This is a genomic window from Acinetobacter lwoffii (assembly GCF_024129685.1).
GTDB lineage: Bacteria > Pseudomonadota > Gammaproteobacteria > Pseudomonadales > Moraxellaceae > Acinetobacter > Acinetobacter lwoffii_X.
Genome location: NZ_JAMXXL010000003.1, coordinates 39,097 through 56,861, shown reverse-complemented (window position 1 = coordinate 56,861; position 17,765 = coordinate 39,097). Strand labels below are relative to the sequence as shown.

The window sequence follows — 17,765 nt, the reverse complement described above, 5'->3', positions numbered from 1 at the left end:
TTTTAGGTATTTATATTTATCGTGAGAAAAACGGTGTTAAAAAGGCATGCTAAAAGTGCACATGAAAAGTGAAAGATTTTTAAGAAAAAATTTAAAAATAAATGAAACCCTTGCTTTTAAATCTCAAAGCTTCATTTAAGTTTTAAATTTACCAAGTCATAGGGGAATCTGGCTGAAGGAGATTTAAAATAAATAAAACCCTAAAAAATTAGGGTTTCATGCTTAGATAAAATTATTGAAGTATTCAATTAATCTTTAAAATGTACCGGAATCCATTGATAGCTTTTATTGTCTTTAGAATAAATATGTCCAATCCCCGGAAATGGTAAATGCGGTGCAGCCACCGTCTGGCCATTCTTCGCATATTCAGAAAAATACTTTAAGCGGGTTTCGATCGCCTTTTTCGGATCGACATCAAAGTCAACGCCGGTCTGTGGGCGATCAAACTGCAGCGTATGTGAGTGCACAATATCTCCAATAAACACCATCTGCTGACCTTTAGATTTTAAGCTAAAACCAAAATGCCCCGGTGTATGTCCAGCCGAACTGATAACATCGAAAGCATGGATTTGATCGCCAGTTTTAAAGGTTTTGAGCTGATTCTTGACCTGATAGGGGGCAATGGCTTTCTTGATTTTATCGACTGTGCCCAAAAAACCTGCCTGCTTGGCTTTTGGTAATTTGTCTGCTGTTTTAGAATTCATCCAGAAATCCAGTTCAGTTTGAGACACATAAATATTGGCATTGGGAAAATTGGCCACGCCATTATTGCTGATGCCGCATACATGGTCAGGATGCAAATGCGTGAGCAGGATGGCATTGACCTGTTCAGGTTTATGCCCTGAAGCCTGTAAATTGGAATACACTGAACCTAGGTGTGGACCATTACAGCTTGAAGTTCCGCTATCGACCAGAACCAGTTCTTTGGCTGTATTGACCAGAAAGGCATTCACGGATGTCTGGATGCCTTTGGCCTGATCGACGTAGTATTTTTTCAATATCTGGTCAGCTTGAGCTGCTGGAATATCTTTAAATAAGGCTTTGGACAGATAATTGGTGCCATCTAGCAGGGCAGTAATTTGGTAATCCCCGAAGTTATGTTGATAATAACCGGGAACCTGTTTTTGTTGTTGGGTGCTAGAAACGGATTGTGCATGTGTTTGAGAGATACCCGCCATTGAACCTAAAGCAAGCAATGACACGACGAGAGAAGAAGTGAAGTATTTCATAGCTATTCTTATGTAATTAAAGTCAATTCTATGTATTAGCACGGATGCCAGCAAAAAAGAATATGAATATATTTACCATTTTTTAAAATGGAAGTGCTGATTTGGCATCTGTACTAAAAAATCAGTCTGAATCTGTATATTGATTTTTTGAAAGTAAAGAATTTATTTTTAATGAAAATATTATTATAAATAAAATGCTTAGATACATTTCACTTTTTATGAAAAGCTCGTTAACATGGGGTATTACGAACAAGCTTTGGGTGTCGCGATGAGTTTTTGGAAAAGAAAAAACAATGCCAGCTTTGTATTTTTCATTATTACCTTATATTCACTACTTGGTTTTGGACTGGGTTATGTGATTTGGGAATTTGTGTTGCAAGGCTAAGTGACCCAGCAATAAAAAAGCCTCTAGAAATAGAGGCTTTTTTATATTTGGATTTTATGAGGGGATTAGCCAGCGACTTATTTTAGGGCTTGAATAGTGGTTTCAGCAGCTTGGGTGGTGAGGGTTATTATGCCAAGGGCTAGGAGGAGGGGTTTTAAAGTTTTCAAAGGTTTTTTTATAAGTTTTAACGGGATGGAATATTTCTATCACGAGAATAATTTTTTGTGTAGGGTTAATATTCCAATTGATATCATGTACAAATAACGGCTTTGTTGCACAAAGATTTCATAACTATATGATTTTAAAAGTTTTGATTATTTTTTGATCCAAAATTAAATTTATTTAAATCAGATGCTTACATATTTATGCAACAAAGCCACAAATAACTGAAAGTTGATATGAATAATAAGGTTATGACAAAAGAATGGTTTAATTTTCAGGAAAAAATTGCACAACATTTTAGAAGTTTAGGTGTGAAAGCTGAAACAAATCAACCTATCAAAGGTATAAGGACGGATCATGATTTAGATGTCTTTGTCACCTCACAATATTTATGTACAAATATTAAATGGGTTATAGAGGCAAAATATTGGAAAACTAAAGTCCCTAAAGAAAAGGTATTAGCTTTAAGAACAATAGTGGACGATATAGGAGCTGATAAGGGATTTATTATTTCTGAAGTTGGTTTTCAGTCAGGGGCACTTGAAGCAGCAAAAAATACAAATATCGTTTTGTATACCTTCGAAGAATTAGTTTTAAATTCAACGAATGCTATACAGGGACTGATTCTAGAATCATTTAGTAGGCGAATAAGATTTTTAGAACATAAATATTATGCACATTCTAAGAAGATAAGGATTAAATATAATTTAAGAAATGATTTCTTAGATTACCCAATTCAGTTTTCAGGCAATATCCTTATTTTTATGATCTATGACGCTATTTTTGCAGCTAAAAATAATAATTATCCTATAGCGCTTGAAAACTATATGCTTGAAAAGGCTGGAGATAATAAAGCAGATAATTTCTTAGAACTTACAAACTGGCTTAATTTAAATCTTAATTGGTTTGATGAAAAAATGTATAAAGCTGAGTGTGAGATGATTTTAAACTATGAATACCTTCCTGATATTAATCATATAGATACTAATTTTATGTCTATATATGAAGCAGGTCTTTCTCTTAAAGGAAAATCTGATGAGGAAAAAGTAATAATTTTAAAAAATTTTAATTTAAGCATTAATTAATAATATTCCTTACTTTTGTCGGGGCAAAAGTAACAAAACCCCTTTGTTCGTTAGAGGGCACGTCCATGTGCCCCTAACGAACGGGCGACATCCATGTCTTACGTCATCTGATTGAATGCAATCCTAAACCTCACAATGAATTTCCCTCTCCTTCAAGGAGAGGGCTAGGGAGAGGTAAAATAAAAAAGCCCCTACATCAGTAGAGGCTTTCTTTGCTTAAAATGGAAATCTTAAGACACTTTATCACCCGGTTTAGCACCAGATTCAGGTGAAATTACCCAAACACCGTCGCCATTACCCGCAGCTAAAACCATTCCGTTTGAAATACCAAAACGCATTTTACGTGGCGCAAGGTTTGCCACCATCACCACCAGTTTACCTTTTAAGTCTTCAGGTTGGTAAAACTCACGAATACCACTGAACACATTACGTGGCTCAGCTTCACCAACGTTTAAAGTGAGTTGAAGCAATTTGTCAGAACCTTCAACCGTAGCCGCTTCTAAAACTTCAGCAACACGCAGGTCAACTTTCATAAAATCATCAATATTAATGATTTCAGCTTCACCGACTTTAGGTTCAGGTTTCTTTTCTACCTTCTTCTCTTTTTTCTTTTCAGCTTTAGCTGGTTCAGCAGCAGGAGCAGCTAAAGAATCTTTAGATGCATACACCATGGCAGCAACAGCTTTTGGATCTACACGTTGCATCAACGGTTGGAACAATGCAATTTCATGACCCACTAGAATTGTTTCGCGAGAAGCAAAATCGAAGCTTTCAAGTTGTAAGAAATCTTGAACCTGTTGAGCCAAAGTTGGCAATACAGGCGCTAAATACACTGCCAATTGACGGAACAGGTTGATCCCCACAGAGCATACATCATGCACTTGTTGTTCCTGACCTTCCTGTTTCGCAAGTGCCCAAGGCTTTTTCTCATCAATATACTGGTTGGCTTTATCTGCCAGCGCCATGATTTCACGAATTGCCGCCGAGAATTCACGTGCTTCATAAGCCTGAGCAATTGAGCTACCGGCATCAATAAAGCTTTGTACTAATTCAGGTTCAGCACATGTCGCACTTAACTTGTTATCAAATTTGGTGTTAATAAATTTCGCACAACGGCTGGCAATATTCACCACTTTACCGACTAGATCTGAATTTACTTTTTGTACAAAGTCATCCAGATTTAAGTCTGAATCTTCAACTTTGTCAGAAAGTTTCGACGCGAAGTAGTAGCGTAGATATTCAGGATTTAAATGATCTAAATAGGTTTCCGCTTTAATAAATGTGCCGCGAGATTTTGACATCTTCTGACCGTTGACAGTCAGGAAGCCATTTACGAATAAGCCTGATGGCGTACGGTAATTTGCACCTTCCAGCATTGCCGGCCAGAACAGGGCGTGGAAATAAACGATGTCTTTACCAATGAAGTGATACACCTCATTTTCAGAATCTTTTTTCCAGAAATCGTCAAAGTTTAAATCAGGACGTTTGGTTTTGATGTAATTTTCAAAGCTCGACATATAACCGATTGGCGCATCGACCCACACATAGAAGTATTTGTTTGGTGCATCCGGAATTTCAAAACCGAAGTATGGCGCATCACGGGAGATGTCCCAATCGTTCAAGCCATTTTCAAACCATTCGTCCAACTTGTTGGCAATCGATACTGGCAATCGACCTTCATCACGAGTCCATTTTTGCAGGTATTCACCAAAATTTGGTAATTTAAAGAAGTAATGATCAGATGATTTTTCGACTGGTGTTGCGCCACTTAAAGTGGAATGTGGATTCAACAATTCTGTCGCATTATAAGTTGCACCGCAGACTTCACATGAGTCGCCGTACTGATCTTCTGCCTTACATTTAGGACAGGTGCCTTTAATGAAACGGTCTGACAGGAACATGCCTTTTTCAGGATCAAAAAGCTGGGTCACCGGACGAACTGCAATATTGCCCGCATCACGGTTTTTCACATAGATTTCTGACGCACGGGCACGGTTGGTATCGCTATGTGTAGAATCATAATGATCGAAATGCACACCGAAACCGTCAAAGTCACGAATGTGTTCTTTTTGCACATTGGCAATTTGCGCTTCAGGTGAAATGCCATTCGCTTCGGCACGTAGCATGATCGCGGTTCCGTGAGCATCATCCGCACAGACATAAGTCACATCATGACCCATCGCACGCATGGCACGTACCCAAATATCTGCTTGGATATAGCCAAGTAAGTGACCCATATGAATCGGGCCATTGGCGTAAGGAAGGGCATTGGTGACTAAAATTTTACGCACGGATTCACTCTCTCATTCGTATTCATTATGCAATGGGCCATAATTTTACATGATGCCGAGGGGATTACAAAGAAATGCTTTGCTGAAACCCTGCGAATAGATGGACTTGGACCGCTCGAATACAAAAGCCTGCGTCATCTTTAGCATAAAGCTTTTCAATACGGATTTGACTCTGCTCATGCTACATCCTGCAAACAATAGCAACAACATGTACAGGCTTTGTTGCAGTTTGCTTACTTCGCCCGATTCGCGTGATGCTTTGTGCTAAAAAATGGCTGATTGTTTATATGATATGCCTAAGGAGGGTACCTCATGACTCAGCAGAACCAAAACAATACGTCGAAGCAAAATCAAGATAAAGAACAACATGCACGCGAATTGAATGATCAGCTTGCAAAAGAGCAAAAGCAAAACGAGCTGGATAAACAGCATAATCAGGAACATAAGAACGGGCAAAGTGCCCAGACCCATGCTGATCAGAAGTCTGATACCAAGCATAACGGCAAAGATACAAATGCTGAGCAATCAGCACAAAAAGACAATTCTCAAGAGAATCAGTCAGATAAAAAAACTGAAAGCTTTAAGATGGATGACTTAAAAGCCAAAGCGATTGCGATCGGTGAGGAACTATTGCAAAAAGGTGAAAAGCTTCTGAATGAGCTAAAACATGGCAAATCTGACCACCAGAAAAATACTGAGCAAGGTTCAGATGATGCGAAAAAGGCCAAAGCAGATCATGCCTCTCAAGATAAATCATCTAACAAGTCAGATAAACAGCATGCTAAAGATGGTCAGACCGATCAGCAGGCAGGTATGGCACATTTAAAAGATGAAGCCATGCATAAGTTTGAAGATACCAGACAGAAAATCACAGACTTAGTCAGTGAAGCATCGGTTAAGTTCGCTGAGCTGAAACAGATGGCAACTGATACGATGAGTAAAATGAAAGATAACCAAGCGAAGGAAAGTAATTCGGATCAGCAGCAAGATGCCAAAGATACAGATTCAAAGAGCAATTCTCAGTCCAAAAAGGATGAATCGAAACAAGATCAGGGTAAAAATACCAAGGATCAACAGGACAAATCTGAAAACAATAAAAATCATAAATAGTCTGTGATCATAGAGCCACTTTAATTACAGAGGGTTAAAGTGGCTTAACACGCTCGAGATAAATAAAAAAAATTTATTACATCAAAATAGTCCATCTCTCTTTTCTTTCATTATTTCTATTCACCAAGATTCCATAAAATATTTCACAAAACCGAGTAAAATGGTTGGAAATTGAAGATATCTGTTTCATCTTCTCCAATACAGTGCTTAACCTTCGCCTAAAACCCCGTTAAACTAAGCGATTCAGATGTCGATCTACATTTTTGGAGTAACCTATGTCTTGGCTTTCTTCGCTTAAATCGGTTTTTTCGCCTTCCAAGGAGGTGAACGAAGAAGCTGTGCAAAACGTACTGCAAAACTATATCTTGCCAAATTCCAGCAATGCCTTGAAAGATCGTATTACGCAGGTCAATGTACAGGGTGAGATTCTGCAAATCACTTTGAATACCTATCCTGAAGAAAAAGCGCAGCTGCAACAGATTCATGATGAACTGGCGGAAGCTTTGCAAAAATGTGGTATTCAAGAGCTGAATATGCATGTGATTCAGCAGAAAACCGGACATAAGAAAGAAGGTGGTTGCGGGCATAATCATGCTGAAGGTGAAAACTGTTCAAGCGCGCCTAAAGCGGAAGCAAAACCCAATCTTCCCCCTGTGGTTGATGCGTCGGCACAGCCTGCAAAAACAGAAGAAGCTGATCCAAATAATCCACCGATTCAAAAAGCTGCGCCGCAACAGCGTGATGTCCCGAAACACCCACGCATTCAAAATGTGATTCTGGTGTCATCCGGCAAAGGTGGCGTAGGTAAATCGACCACGACTGTAAATCTGGCTTTGGCTCTACAGAAATTAGGCCTGCGCGTAGGCGTACTGGATGCCGATATTTACGGTCCAAGTATCCCGACCATGCTCGGCAATGCCGGCAAAACGCCAATGATCGAAGCAGAGCAGTTTGTTCCAATTGAAGCCTATGGAATGGCGGTGTTATCAATTGGCCATTTAACTGGAGACCAAAATACTCCAGTCGCTTGGCGTGGTCCAAAAGCCACGGGGGCATTGATGCAGTTATTCAATCAGACCCTATGGCCAGACCTCGATGTGCTGATGATTGATATGCCACCTGGCACAGGCGATATCCAGTTAACTCTCGCGCAGCGTATTCCGGTGACGGGTGCAGTGATTGTGACGACACCACAAAACGTGGCATTGCTGGATGCGACCAAAGGCATTGAATTGTTTAATCGGGTGCAGATTCCGATCATGGGCGTGATTGAAAACATGTCGACCCATATCTGCTCAAATTGTGGTTTTGAGGAACAGATTTTTGGTACAGGTGGTGGCGATAAACTGTCTGAGCAATATCAAATCCCATTATTGGGCCGTTTACCTTTGGATGCTAAAATTCGTGAAAATGCGGATGCCGGTACACCTTCTGTCATTGCCGAAGATGCTGCTGCAGAAAGCTATATGCTGATTGCAGAGAAAATTGCCGCACAGCTACCCAAAGCAGAAAAAGACCATAGCCGAATTTTCTAATTCTATAGACAATTCAGATATTTAAGCCTTAGCTAAAAGCTAGGGCTTTTTATTTCTTATTTTTAAAATTAGCTCGATTTAAATGACCGAAATTGACTGAAATGACTATCGGGTATTTATCCTAAATATTTATATAAGTATTTGAATTAATTAAAATAAATAAATTTAAATTTTAGGTTATATGTTCTCTTACAATTATTTTTTTGCAGCACTGACCGAATTCTTCTATGCTACTCGGATTAGAGCGAGGTCAAACTATGATTTCATGGTTTTTTATTGGTTTAGTGGCAACCATTCTTTTAACACCAGGCCCAACCAATACCTTATTGGCATCTTCAGGCATTCAGGTCGGATTTAAAAAAACATTTCGTTTAATTCCTGCTGAAGCCTTTGGTTATCTGATCGCCATTAGCTTATGGGGTATTCTGATCGGAAAAATTTCCGTCCATCTTCCGCTTTTACCGACCATTCTCAAACTTTTTAGTGCTGGCTATATTTTATTTCTCGCTGTGAAATTATGGCGGACTGCAGAAATAAGCGAAAATGTTGAAAATGTCTCGATTCGCGCACGAGAATTATTTTTGGCAACCTTGCTTAATCCTAAAGCACTTTTATTTGCCTCAGCGATCTTTCCTGTCATTGTCTGGAAAAGTAGTCAGCATTATGTGACTCATATGCTTGTTTTCTTGCTTCTGCTGATTCCGATTGCATTCTTCTGGACTTTTTTAGGCTCAATCCTGGCCAGAAAAAACAGCCGCTGGCTCAATCAGAAAAACTTGCAAAAAACGGCTTCGCTGGTGCTAATGAGCTTTTCTATTCCTTTAAGTTATTCTGCACTTTTAAGTTTATAAGCTGATCTCGATCAGCAATTTTGGGGCAACTTGAGTTCTCAGACTTTCACTTATTTTCATTAGTGTCAATTTCAGTTAAAGTACGTCGCAATAACTTGTTTTTAAGATTTTTGGATTATATCAATGGCAATTAAGTCTGATCGTTGGATTCGCGAAATGAGCGAAAAACACGGCATGATTGAACCGTATGCAGAAAACCAGGTACGTTTGGATGAAAATGGTCAAAAGCTGATTTCGTATGGCGTATCCAGCTACGGTTATGACGTGCGTTGTGCGCGTGAATTTAAAGTATTCACCAATGTGCATTCTGCAATTGTCGATCCGAAAAACTTTGATGAACGCAGCTTTATTGATATCGAGTCGGATGTTTGCATTATTCCGCCGAACTCGTTTGCTTTGGCGCGTACCATCGAATATTTCCGCATTCCACGTAATGTCCTGACCGTGTGCTTGGGTAAGTCAACTTATGCGCGTTGTGGCATCATTGTCAACGTGACGCCGCTTGAGCCAGAGTGGGAAGGACACGTCACTTTAGAGTTTTCAAATACGACCAATCTTCCTGCGCGTATTTATGCAGGTGAGGGTGTGGCGCAAATGCTATTTTTTGAATCTGATGAAGTCTGTGAAACCTCATATAAAGATCGTGGTGGTAAATATCAAGGTCAGACAGGCGTTACTTTGCCGAAGACCTAATTGCTTTAAGATATTGAATGACGGGACTTTATGTCCCGTTTATTTTTTTGAGATTTTCATTCATCGGAAACTGCTATTTTTCGCCTAATTGGCTTTGGCATCTGTATTAAAAATCAGCATAATGGATTCCGCATAATCATAAAAAAGATGAAATGCATTATAAAAAATCAAAGATTGGCGGCTGGGAAGCTGAAGCATAAGGTGCGGAGCATCGAATAAAAAGGAAAGAGTGAGATGGCTCAGATAAAAGATATATTTAAATTTCGCAAAAGTTATTTGGCGATGACAATCGGTTTCAGCCTGTTGCCTTCTGCACATGCGATGCAGGAATTATCAGATTCTTCTCTTTCTGACACCACAGGTGAGGGTGTTGCGCTCGTTCTTGATGATTTTAAAATGGTGTTTCAAGGTCCTAAAGATCTTTCTGCTGGTTCCAGTTACGCGAGAGGTATTGAAAATCCCGGGCAAGCAGATACAGGATTTATTCGTATTATTCCGACGGGTGAAAATTACAACCAACTTGGGCAGCGTGTATACGACAAAGTTTATAAATCTACATATGATAATGCTTTTCATGTTGAAAGAACGCAGAATTATGCAACTGAGTATCAGCAAGCTTACGATACGCTAAAAACTGATTTTTATAATAATAACTATAATACGATTAAGAATACGTATGACACACAAGCTAACCGGAGTGCATTTAGCCAAGAGCTCATTGATTATTATTATAATACTGAATTTATGAAGGGGTATTATGATCAAAGATATGATGATTATTATAATGGTGCTGGCGAAGACTTGACGTTTTTAGGCATAAATTTAAATTATAAGCTGGTAAAAGATGGAACTAAGGAATATGAAATTTATGCAGGCAATATCTTAAAATCTGAAGAATATGCTAAAGCTAATGCTTTGGAAATGATTCAATTTCTATATGGGCAAAAAGCTAATCAGCAGATTCCAGATACCCAATGGACTACAACTGTTGATAGACAGAATATTATTGGAGCAATTGTAGATGCAAGAATTCTTGCACTAATTAAAGCAGATTATGATAAAAAATTTGAAGCTGCTTTAGCTGGAATGATGAAGGATGCAGATAGTGCTGCTATGGCTGAAATCATTGCTAGAGCAGATCAGGTTGCTAAAGCTGAAGCTGCTAAAAGTTCTGTGAGCACTTTAAAAACTAAAGCTGATGTATTTATTTATGGTCTGGCTTTATCGAAAAGCGATGGTTCTTTAAGCACACGATACAGTGATCAGGGTTTTAGCTGGGGATCGGCAGATAATCCCTGGTTATTCCGGGCAGGAACTGAAAATGTCAAACAGTTTAAGGACGCTGCTAAAGATGTAGGCTATATTGCTTTGGAAGCCCCATTAAGTCCAATTGCAGGGGTCGAAAGTGATAATAATATCAAGCTGGGTTTCTGGAGTGATATTTTTGCGCGCGCGCTTGACTCCTCGAATGCTGTAGATCCTATAACAGGTGGGCCAATATCAGGACTTGATACGGATTACCGATTAAGAACCCAATTTGTTACCAATGGTCTGAGTTTTAATGGCTCGCAAGTTCGGTTATTTCAAACCTTAGAATCTGACAATAAGAATTACAGCCAAACATTGGGTATGGCGAGTATTGTTCGTCTGAATGCCAATGATCGACCAGAAACTCTAAGCAGTAGCGATAGTAATCTTAACAGTAAAGGTATTCGTCTCAGTACCGCAGCAAAAACAGATGCACTTGATGGTAATGTCTCGACCCCGGCCTTGAATGGAAGTGATGCTCCTATATTTCATGATTCTGAGGGTTTATATCTCTATAGTCCAAATATTAATTTAGTGCTCGGTAATATGTACCAGCCTTTCGTTGTCGGTTCAGAAGGCAATAATATTATTTTAGAAGTGACACGTATTCCCAATATTCCTGCCATTTATAATCAAATTTATCAGAATTATGGAGGCGGACTGGGCACAACAGATTTAAAGGGTTCGACCTGTAATGTCTATAGTTGTGGTACACCGATTAAAAATAATGCGTCAGATACCACCGCACTTTATCAAGGGCGTAATGCGACTCACAGTAGCATCTCAATAGGGACTACAGAGCGTATATCAGGGACAAATATGCTGCGCGCCAAGGATGGTGTGAATTCAACAGGAATCGTATTTAAAAATACTGAGGGTGTAAGTAAGAATTTTGGATCTGCTGTCATTGATGGTGTCCTGATTCAGCATCTGAAAATTAGAACAACTGGTCTTTAAGGGAGTATAAGAATGTCCAAATTAGTAACACTCTGTGCATTATTATGTACTTCTATGGCCAGTCTTGCCGGATTGGAAGCCCTTGATCAGCAAGCATTAACCAATACAGTGGGGCAGGGCGGAGCAGATCTTAACTGGACTTTATCTTTAAACCATGTTTATGCGACAGATTTAAGTAAAGATAAAATTTCTCGGCTTGATGGAAGTGGCAACCCGCTAGAAGTATTTTATGTTCTAGATCCCACCGCTTGTGGAGCAACAAAACAATTTTGCCGTCTGGCAATAGCGCCGAATAACCATGTCGATGCCAATGGAAATAAAAAGTGGTTAGTCTTTAAAGGCATTCAAGGCACGATTCAGATTGATAAGTTTTCGATCGATGGAACAACCATCATTAATCATCGTAATGAACCACAAACGGCGATGCAAATTACCTTTTATGATCACCAGCCTTTAAAGATCCGTAATTTAGGCTTTAATACAGTTTCCATTGAAACGGGTACAGGTGCTGGCGCCTTGGAAGGTTATGCCAATACAGGTGTTTATAGTACGTATACAGGGCGTACCTATAATGCCGATGGAACTTATACAACCGCGCCCCAAGATGTTCCTTCATTTGATAAAGGTGCTGAAAAAGGATTTATGGGATTGAACGTTCATGGAAATCTGCATACGTCAGGCAATTTGAAAATATTTGGTTATAACTGTACAGGTGGAGCACAAAGTCGTTGTTAGTAACAACGTCAAGTACAGCATAAGGATATATAAATGAAAAAAACAACAATAAAGTTGAAATTGCTAACAGTATGCATGTGTCTTATACAACAAAGTTATGCACTTGAAACTATTGAAGAGCAAGAATTGAGTGAAGTCACTGGACAAGATGGTATGGTGATTACTCATGAAATTTCTAAAGCCAGTATTGCTCAAGCCAATTGGTATGATCCAAATCCAACTGCCAACACTAAAATGGGTTTAGGTCTACATAATGTTGAGATTATTGGAAAAGATAATAAACCAATCATTAGTCAACTTGAAATAGATGTAGGTGCCACTTCACAAGGGGCAGGACTTCGGCTAGCTGCAAGTGTTTCACCGTTTCAAGCCACTGCAGATTTAAAATTGGTAAAGATCGCCTGTACGACCAATCCATGTAGTCAATCTGCGAATAGTATTCGGACTACGGGTACTCAATCTAATCAAACTTTGGGTGGATTAGGGATTAGTACCTCTACACCGCTTAGTGTGCTATTACAAACCAGTGCAGGTCTATTTAATAAAGATTCAATTGCCAGTATCGATTTTCAACTTAAAAATGCCACGATTAGTCATAAATTAGGCGAAAATAGTCTGATTTTGAATGACTTTAACTTTAACTTCGCGGGTCAAGGATATATGTACATTGACCCGGATGAAGGCGTGGTACTCACCACACGAAATGGCAGTCAAGATCATTATGTGGATCTAAAGCGTGCTGAAGATATTACTGATATCGCGGCTGGCCGGGTTAATCCGACCAATCCAGGGGTTAATATTGACCTGCGTTATAATACGCCAAATAATGAACGCAAAAATATTATGCGTTTAGGAGCTTCGGGTGCAGTCACTAACGCAAGATTATCCATGAGTGCAGATCAAACCCAGATAGGTACTTTTGATGTTAGTAACAAGGTGAATGGTGTACTAGAACGTCAGGACAAAGCTGCAACAGGTTACAGTGGCCTGGTCGGAGAAGGTGGGTTGGATCTAGGCTTGTCTGCAGATTTTACAGGTACTAATAGTACCGGGCTTCCAGCAACTATGGCACCTACAACACTTGAGATTGGTCATACCGGTAAGGGAAGCCATGCTGTGCAATTCTCCAAGCTCAGACCCTTGACTACACGTAATGCTGCCGGTGCTTTACACGGTAAAAATGCTTATATCGACTTTGGAAATATATATATAAATACCATTACTGCAAAAAGTCTCGATTTCATAATCAATGAAAATATGCAAAAGACTTTAGGTAGTAGTAGCACTGTACTTAAACAGACACTCAGTACCACCACGAATGGAGAGGATTTTGCCTATATCGCCGTACGTGGAATGGATTTTCAGTCCATTGCTGCTAAAGCACGTTTCATATCAGATAACTCTTTGGCGGAAATTGGTGGCGATGGTGGTTCATGGGGAATCGGTATTCCTATTTATAATTTAAATGCCAATGTTGCCTTGTCTGGAACGACTTATGGAACAAACAATAAGCAAGCAATTGCGTATAACATTATGGCATCTACAGAAGGCTATGGAATTGACAAGAAAACCGGTTTACCAAGCACAACCTCGATTATATTGATTGATGGCAAGAATGGCGATCATGGTGAGGCAGTTAACTATTATGCTGGTTTTAGGAATATCGATGCTTTGATCAAGTCGGAAGGTATTATTGGCTATGAAGATGAAGGTATTTATATTCGTGCCGATAAACTGCTGATTGGAGCTAAAGCTGAGCTTGCGATTGGTCAATTACCAGGATCTAAATATAATTGTACCAATGCATCGGTCACTAAATGCGGAAGCTATGTGCCTCATGATAATTTTTCTAAACGTGATGATGTCCTGACGAATATTGCTTTTAAACTTGATGGAAACGGCGAGCTCCTCATCATTCCAGGAGTGGATCCGACCAGCGATTCACCAGATACCAACTTCCTGTCATTTGATGCAAATTTTAAGTTTAGACCCCTTACCGCAGAAGAAACTGCAAATAAAGATAATCTGGGCAGCTATTTTAGTATTGCCAATGAAGATATTGATTCAGCCGGGGTATTAAAAACTTCTTCAATTAACTTTAACCGGATGGAAGGTCATTTGGGTGTCAAAGCAAAAGTTCGTGTCAGTGCAGATACAGTGACTTTGGATAATCAGGTCAAACTCAATTATGAAAATAATATTGCAACACCATTTAAAACCAATTTTGCCATGGCGACCAATGGCAATATGCAAAACATGGCAAGTATTGCACTGACTGGTGGAACTATTCGTAGCACGATGGGAATCACACCACGCTAAAAATCAGGATGAGAAAAATGAAAAAAATAATATTAAAGAGTCTAGTGGTAGCTATGATGGGCCTAAGTGGTCAGGTATCTGCATTAACTTCATTGGAAGACCAAGAGCTCTCAGAAGTCAATGGGCAGGCTTTATTGTCAATGGAGGTTCAGTCTGGATTTAACCAGATGGATAATCTAGGAGCTACTTATGACCAGAGTAATATCTCATTTTATAAATTAGGCTTGGAAGCCGAGATGGAAATTAATGCCAATATAAAAAAGCTACAGCTCGGGTGTGGTGGTGTTAATGGTGCAACCGGCTGTGATATTGATATTGATCATATAGCCTTAAGTGGTAATCCTACAAATGGTGCGGATCGTGCCGCGACTTCAGCTCTGATTACTAATCCATTTGTACAGTTTGCCATAAAAAATCCAAATCAGGCATCTACACGTGAAGTTTTAGGTTTCCGTTTAAGTGCGGAAAAGATTTCAGGTCTATTGACAATGGGGACAGAAAATAGTGCTACACCAAATGGTATTAACAGTTTCAGTGGTTATATGAAAACAAAATCTTCATCAGGAGTTGCAACAACCGCTCCTCGTGTCATGGATTATGCTGCAACTGGAATGAATATTGAGGGCACGGTAAAAGGCACTTTGTTAGGTCAACCATTACCTCTGGATTTACATTACACATCTAGCAATTATGCTTTCCAGTTAAATTCTACAACAGCACCTTTTACTATTCCTGCTACGATAGTGTCAGGAACACGAATGAAAGAAGTTGTACTAAAAGGGACAGGGACAGTAGGTCGTATTGATTTTAAAGGACCATTAAAAGCAGAATTATTGGATGGAGCATTAAAATTAGATAAAGATATTACAGGCTACTTAACCGGGCTACAGACAGACATTACCGTTAAACAAAATCTCGGACTTATTCATGCTTTATATTTAAATAATCCAGCTTCACTCTCCTTGCAATCCCAAAGCATCTTATGGCCTGGTGCAGCAGTTGCGGCAAAACAAGGGTGGTGGATGGCAATGGAAGATGAAGTGGATTTAGGAAGTATTTCACCTTCATATAGTGTGCCAATTTCAGATGCTGTTTTAAAGCAAACCATTGCAGGAATTAACCATGATTTAACCACTAATGTGCGAGATTGTGGAAGTCTGGTTTTTGGTTGTGTGCTAGGAAGTGCGCTTGATGTAAAGGAAATTAAAAATCCTGCGCTACTTGATTTCCCTCTCACTAATTTAACTTTACAAGGCCAGAATTTTAAACCGAACTGCTTTGGTGGGCATAAATTCTGCTAAATTTAATTATAAAAAATCCCACATTACGCGGGATTTTTTATAAGAGAGCGAAATTAATTAGCAATCTTCGCCAATAATTCTTCTTTCGAGATATTTACTGATTCAGCGTCACGGCGGCCTTTATATTCAAAAGTACCTGCATCCAAGCCTTTTTCACCAATCACAATACGATGTGGAATACCTGTAAGCTCAAGATCAGAGAATTTCACGCCCGGACGTTCATTACGGTCATCAAGTAATACGTCAAAACCTGCAGCTTGTAATTCAGCATACAGTGCTTCCGCAGCTTCTAATGTGCGTGGAGATTTGTGTGCATTCATCGGCACAATGGCAACTTCAAACGGTGCAATGGCAGTTGGCCAGATAATGCCTTTCTCATCAAAGTTCTGCTCGATTGCAGAAGCCACCACACGCGTCACGCCAATACCATAACAACCCATTGTCACAGTGAATGGCTTGCCATCTTCACCCAAGACTTTACAGCCCAAAGCTTCAGAATATTTTTGACCCAACTGGAAGATATGACCCACTTCGATACCACGTTTGATTTGAAGCATACCTTTACCATCTGGAGATGGATCGCCTTCAACCACGTTACGTAGGTCATAAACTTCAGTGAACTGCGCATCACGTTCCCAGTTTACACCTGTTGCGTGTTGATCTGCTGCATTTGCACCTGCAACAAAGTCAGACAATACGGATGCTGCACGATCAACAATAACGGTTACACCTTTTTCGACCAGACCTTGAGGACCGACAAAGCCAGCGGTTAAGCCAAGGGCTTGAAGTTGTTCTTCAGTAGCAAATGTCAAAGGTGCAGCAATTAAAGGATGTTTTTCAGCTTTAATTTCATTCAGTTCATGATCGCCACGCAGGAATAGTGCAACAACCGGTGCCTCTTGACCTTCTTCCGCTACAACACCTTGAACCAATAACGCTTTCACTGAATGGGCAGGATCGGTACCCAAGAATGCTGATACATCCGCAATGGTTTTTTGATTTGGTGTATCTACCAGTTTAAGTTCTTGTGTTGGTGTTGCACGTTCACCGACAAGTACTGCTTCTGCCATTTCAATATTGGCTGCATAGTCAGATTCAGTCGAGAAAGCGATATCATCTTCACCGCTTGAAGCGAGTACGTGGAATTCGTGAGAACCTGAACCACCAATTGAGCCGGTATCTGCTTGAACCGGACGGAAATCTAAACCAAGACGGGTGAAGATTTTGCAGTAGGCTGCATACATGTCGTCGTAGGTTTGTTGCAGTGATTCCTGGTTGGCATGGAAAGAGTAGGCATCTTTCATGATGAATTCACGTGAACGCATTACGCCAAAACGTGGACGAATTTCGTCACGGAATTTGGTTTGTACCTGGTAGAAGTTTGCAGGCAATTGCTTGTAGCTTTTTAATTCGTTACGTGCAAGATCAGTGATCACTTCTTCATGCGTCGGACCCAGAACAAATGGGTTGCCATGGCGGTCGTTGAAGCGTAAAAGTTCAGGGCCGTATTGTACATAACGACCTGATTCTTCCCACAAAGACGCAGGTTGAGTCACTGGCATATAGACTTGTAGTGAACCGACTTTGTCCATTTCTTCGCGAACGATCGCTTCAACTTTATTTAATACGCGAACGCCCATCGGCAACCAGGTGTATAGACCTGAAGCCAACTTACGAATCATACCGGCACGAAGCATCAGCTGATGGGATATAACCTCAGCATCGTTCGGGGTTTCTCTTAACGTTGCAAATAAAAAGCGACTCGCGCGCATGGAAACTGTCCTAAAAAATTAAGCGTTAAAGC

The 17,765-nt window shown here is 39.8% G+C and carries 13 protein-coding genes; 10 read left to right on the top strand and 3 right to left on the bottom strand.

The genetic code is table 11. The features are described 5' to 3' along the window. Positions 1-248: 248 nt before the first annotated feature. Complete coding sequence (locus tag NI464_RS02080; RefSeq protein WP_253137685.1) at positions 249-1,229, bottom strand: MBL fold metallo-hydrolase; 981 nt, start codon at positions 1,227-1,229, stop codon at positions 249-251. Positions 1,230-1,497: 268 nt separating this feature from the next. Here NI464_RS02080 and NI464_RS02075 point away from each other — a divergent pair, with 268 nt between their 5' ends. Then, positions 1,498-1,614, top strand: coding sequence for a hypothetical protein (locus NI464_RS02075; protein WP_086044934.1), 117 nt, complete (start codon positions 1,498-1,500; stop codon positions 1,612-1,614). Positions 1,615-2,012: 398 nt separating this feature from the next. After that, entirely contained in the window at positions 2,013-2,861 is an 849-nt protein-coding gene (locus NI464_RS02070) for a restriction endonuclease (protein WP_180086365.1), read from the top strand. A 230-nt stretch (positions 2,862-3,091) separates the two neighbouring features. Here the strand turns inward: NI464_RS02070 and metG are convergent, their stop codons facing one another. After that, positions 3,092-5,152, bottom strand: coding sequence for a methionine--tRNA ligase (metG, locus tag NI464_RS02065; protein ID WP_253137684.1), 2,061 nt, complete (start codon positions 5,150-5,152; stop codon positions 3,092-3,094). Positions 5,153-5,464: 312 nt separating this feature from the next. On the opposite strand from metG, the gene NI464_RS02060 reads away from it, so the two are divergent. From NI464_RS02060 to NI464_RS02025, 8 genes are all read left to right on the top strand, one after another. After that, positions 5,465-6,262, top strand: coding sequence for a putative sodium/potassium/calcium exchanger (locus NI464_RS02060; protein ID WP_253137683.1), 798 nt, complete (start codon positions 5,465-5,467; stop codon positions 6,260-6,262). A 275-nt stretch (positions 6,263-6,537) separates the two neighbouring features. Further along, positions 6,538-7,797: an iron-sulfur cluster carrier protein ApbC gene (gene apbC / locus NI464_RS02055; RefSeq protein WP_071850785.1), complete on the top strand. Its 1,260-nt coding sequence runs from the start codon at positions 6,538-6,540 to the stop codon at positions 7,795-7,797. A gap of 257 nt (positions 7,798-8,054) precedes the next feature. Beyond that, the gene (locus NI464_RS02050; RefSeq protein WP_004280728.1) at positions 8,055-8,648 is read left to right on the top strand and encodes a LysE family translocator; all 594 of its coding nucleotides are present in this window, start codon (positions 8,055-8,057) and stop codon (positions 8,646-8,648) included. Between the two features lie 123 nt (positions 8,649-8,771). Next, on the top strand, positions 8,772-9,341 hold the full coding sequence (gene dcd / locus NI464_RS02045) for a dCTP deaminase (protein WP_004280726.1): 570 nt from the start codon (positions 8,772-8,774) through the stop codon (positions 9,339-9,341). Positions 9,342-9,575: 234 nt separating this feature from the next. Beyond that, entirely contained in the window at positions 9,576-11,606 is a 2,031-nt protein-coding gene (locus tag NI464_RS02040; protein ID WP_253137682.1) for a hypothetical protein, read from the top strand. 12 nt (positions 11,607-11,618) lie between these two features. Further along, positions 11,619-12,341, top strand: a complete 723-nt coding sequence (locus tag NI464_RS02035) for a hypothetical protein (RefSeq protein WP_004280723.1) — start codon at positions 11,619-11,621, stop codon at positions 12,339-12,341. Between the two features lie 33 nt (positions 12,342-12,374). Then, positions 12,375-14,660, top strand: a complete 2,286-nt coding sequence (locus NI464_RS02030; protein ID WP_071850784.1) for a hypothetical protein — start codon at positions 12,375-12,377, stop codon at positions 14,658-14,660. A 17-nt stretch (positions 14,661-14,677) separates the two neighbouring features. After that, positions 14,678-15,961, top strand: coding sequence for a hypothetical protein (locus NI464_RS02025; protein WP_071850783.1), 1,284 nt, complete (start codon positions 14,678-14,680; stop codon positions 15,959-15,961). A gap of 53 nt (positions 15,962-16,014) precedes the next feature. On the opposite strand, the gene NI464_RS02020 is transcribed toward NI464_RS02025, so the two are convergent. Next, positions 16,015-17,733 (bottom strand): proline--tRNA ligase, encoded by a 1,719-nt coding sequence (locus NI464_RS02020; RefSeq protein WP_253137681.1) that lies wholly within the window; start codon positions 17,731-17,733, stop codon positions 16,015-16,017. Positions 17,734-17,765: the final 32 nt, after the last annotated feature.

Bases quoted from the DNA above. Each gene is read 5' to 3' on its own strand.
- apbC (WP_071850785.1), top strand. From the start codon at position 6,538: ATGTCTTGGCTTTCTTCGCTTAAATCGGTTTTTTCGCCTTCCAAGGAG.
- dcd (WP_004280726.1), top strand. From the start codon at position 8,772: ATGGCAATTAAGTCTGATCGTTGGATTCGCGAAATGAGCGAAAAACAC.
- NI464_RS02030 (WP_071850784.1), top strand. From the start codon at position 12,375: ATGAAAAAAACAACAATAAAGTTGAAATTGCTAACAGTATGCATGTGT.
- NI464_RS02035 (WP_004280723.1), top strand. From the start codon at position 11,619: ATGTCCAAATTAGTAACACTCTGTGCATTATTATGTACTTCTATGGCC.
- NI464_RS02020 (WP_253137681.1), bottom strand. From the start codon at position 17,733: ATGCGCGCGAGTCGCTTTTTATTTGCAACGTTAAGAGAAACCCCGAAC.
- NI464_RS02025 (WP_071850783.1), top strand. From the start codon at position 14,678: ATGAAAAAAATAATATTAAAGAGTCTAGTGGTAGCTATGATGGGCCTA.
- NI464_RS02050 (WP_004280728.1), top strand. From the start codon at position 8,055: ATGATTTCATGGTTTTTTATTGGTTTAGTGGCAACCATTCTTTTAACA.
- NI464_RS02080 (WP_253137685.1), bottom strand. From the start codon at position 1,229: ATGAAATACTTCACTTCTTCTCTCGTCGTGTCATTGCTTGCTTTAGGT.
- NI464_RS02070 (WP_180086365.1), top strand. From the start codon at position 2,013: ATGAATAATAAGGTTATGACAAAAGAATGGTTTAATTTTCAGGAAAAA.
- NI464_RS02075 (WP_086044934.1), top strand. From the start codon at position 1,498: ATGAGTTTTTGGAAAAGAAAAAACAATGCCAGCTTTGTATTTTTCATT.
- NI464_RS02060 (WP_253137683.1), top strand. From the start codon at position 5,465: ATGACTCAGCAGAACCAAAACAATACGTCGAAGCAAAATCAAGATAAA.
- NI464_RS02040 (WP_253137682.1), top strand. From the start codon at position 9,576: ATGGCTCAGATAAAAGATATATTTAAATTTCGCAAAAGTTATTTGGCG.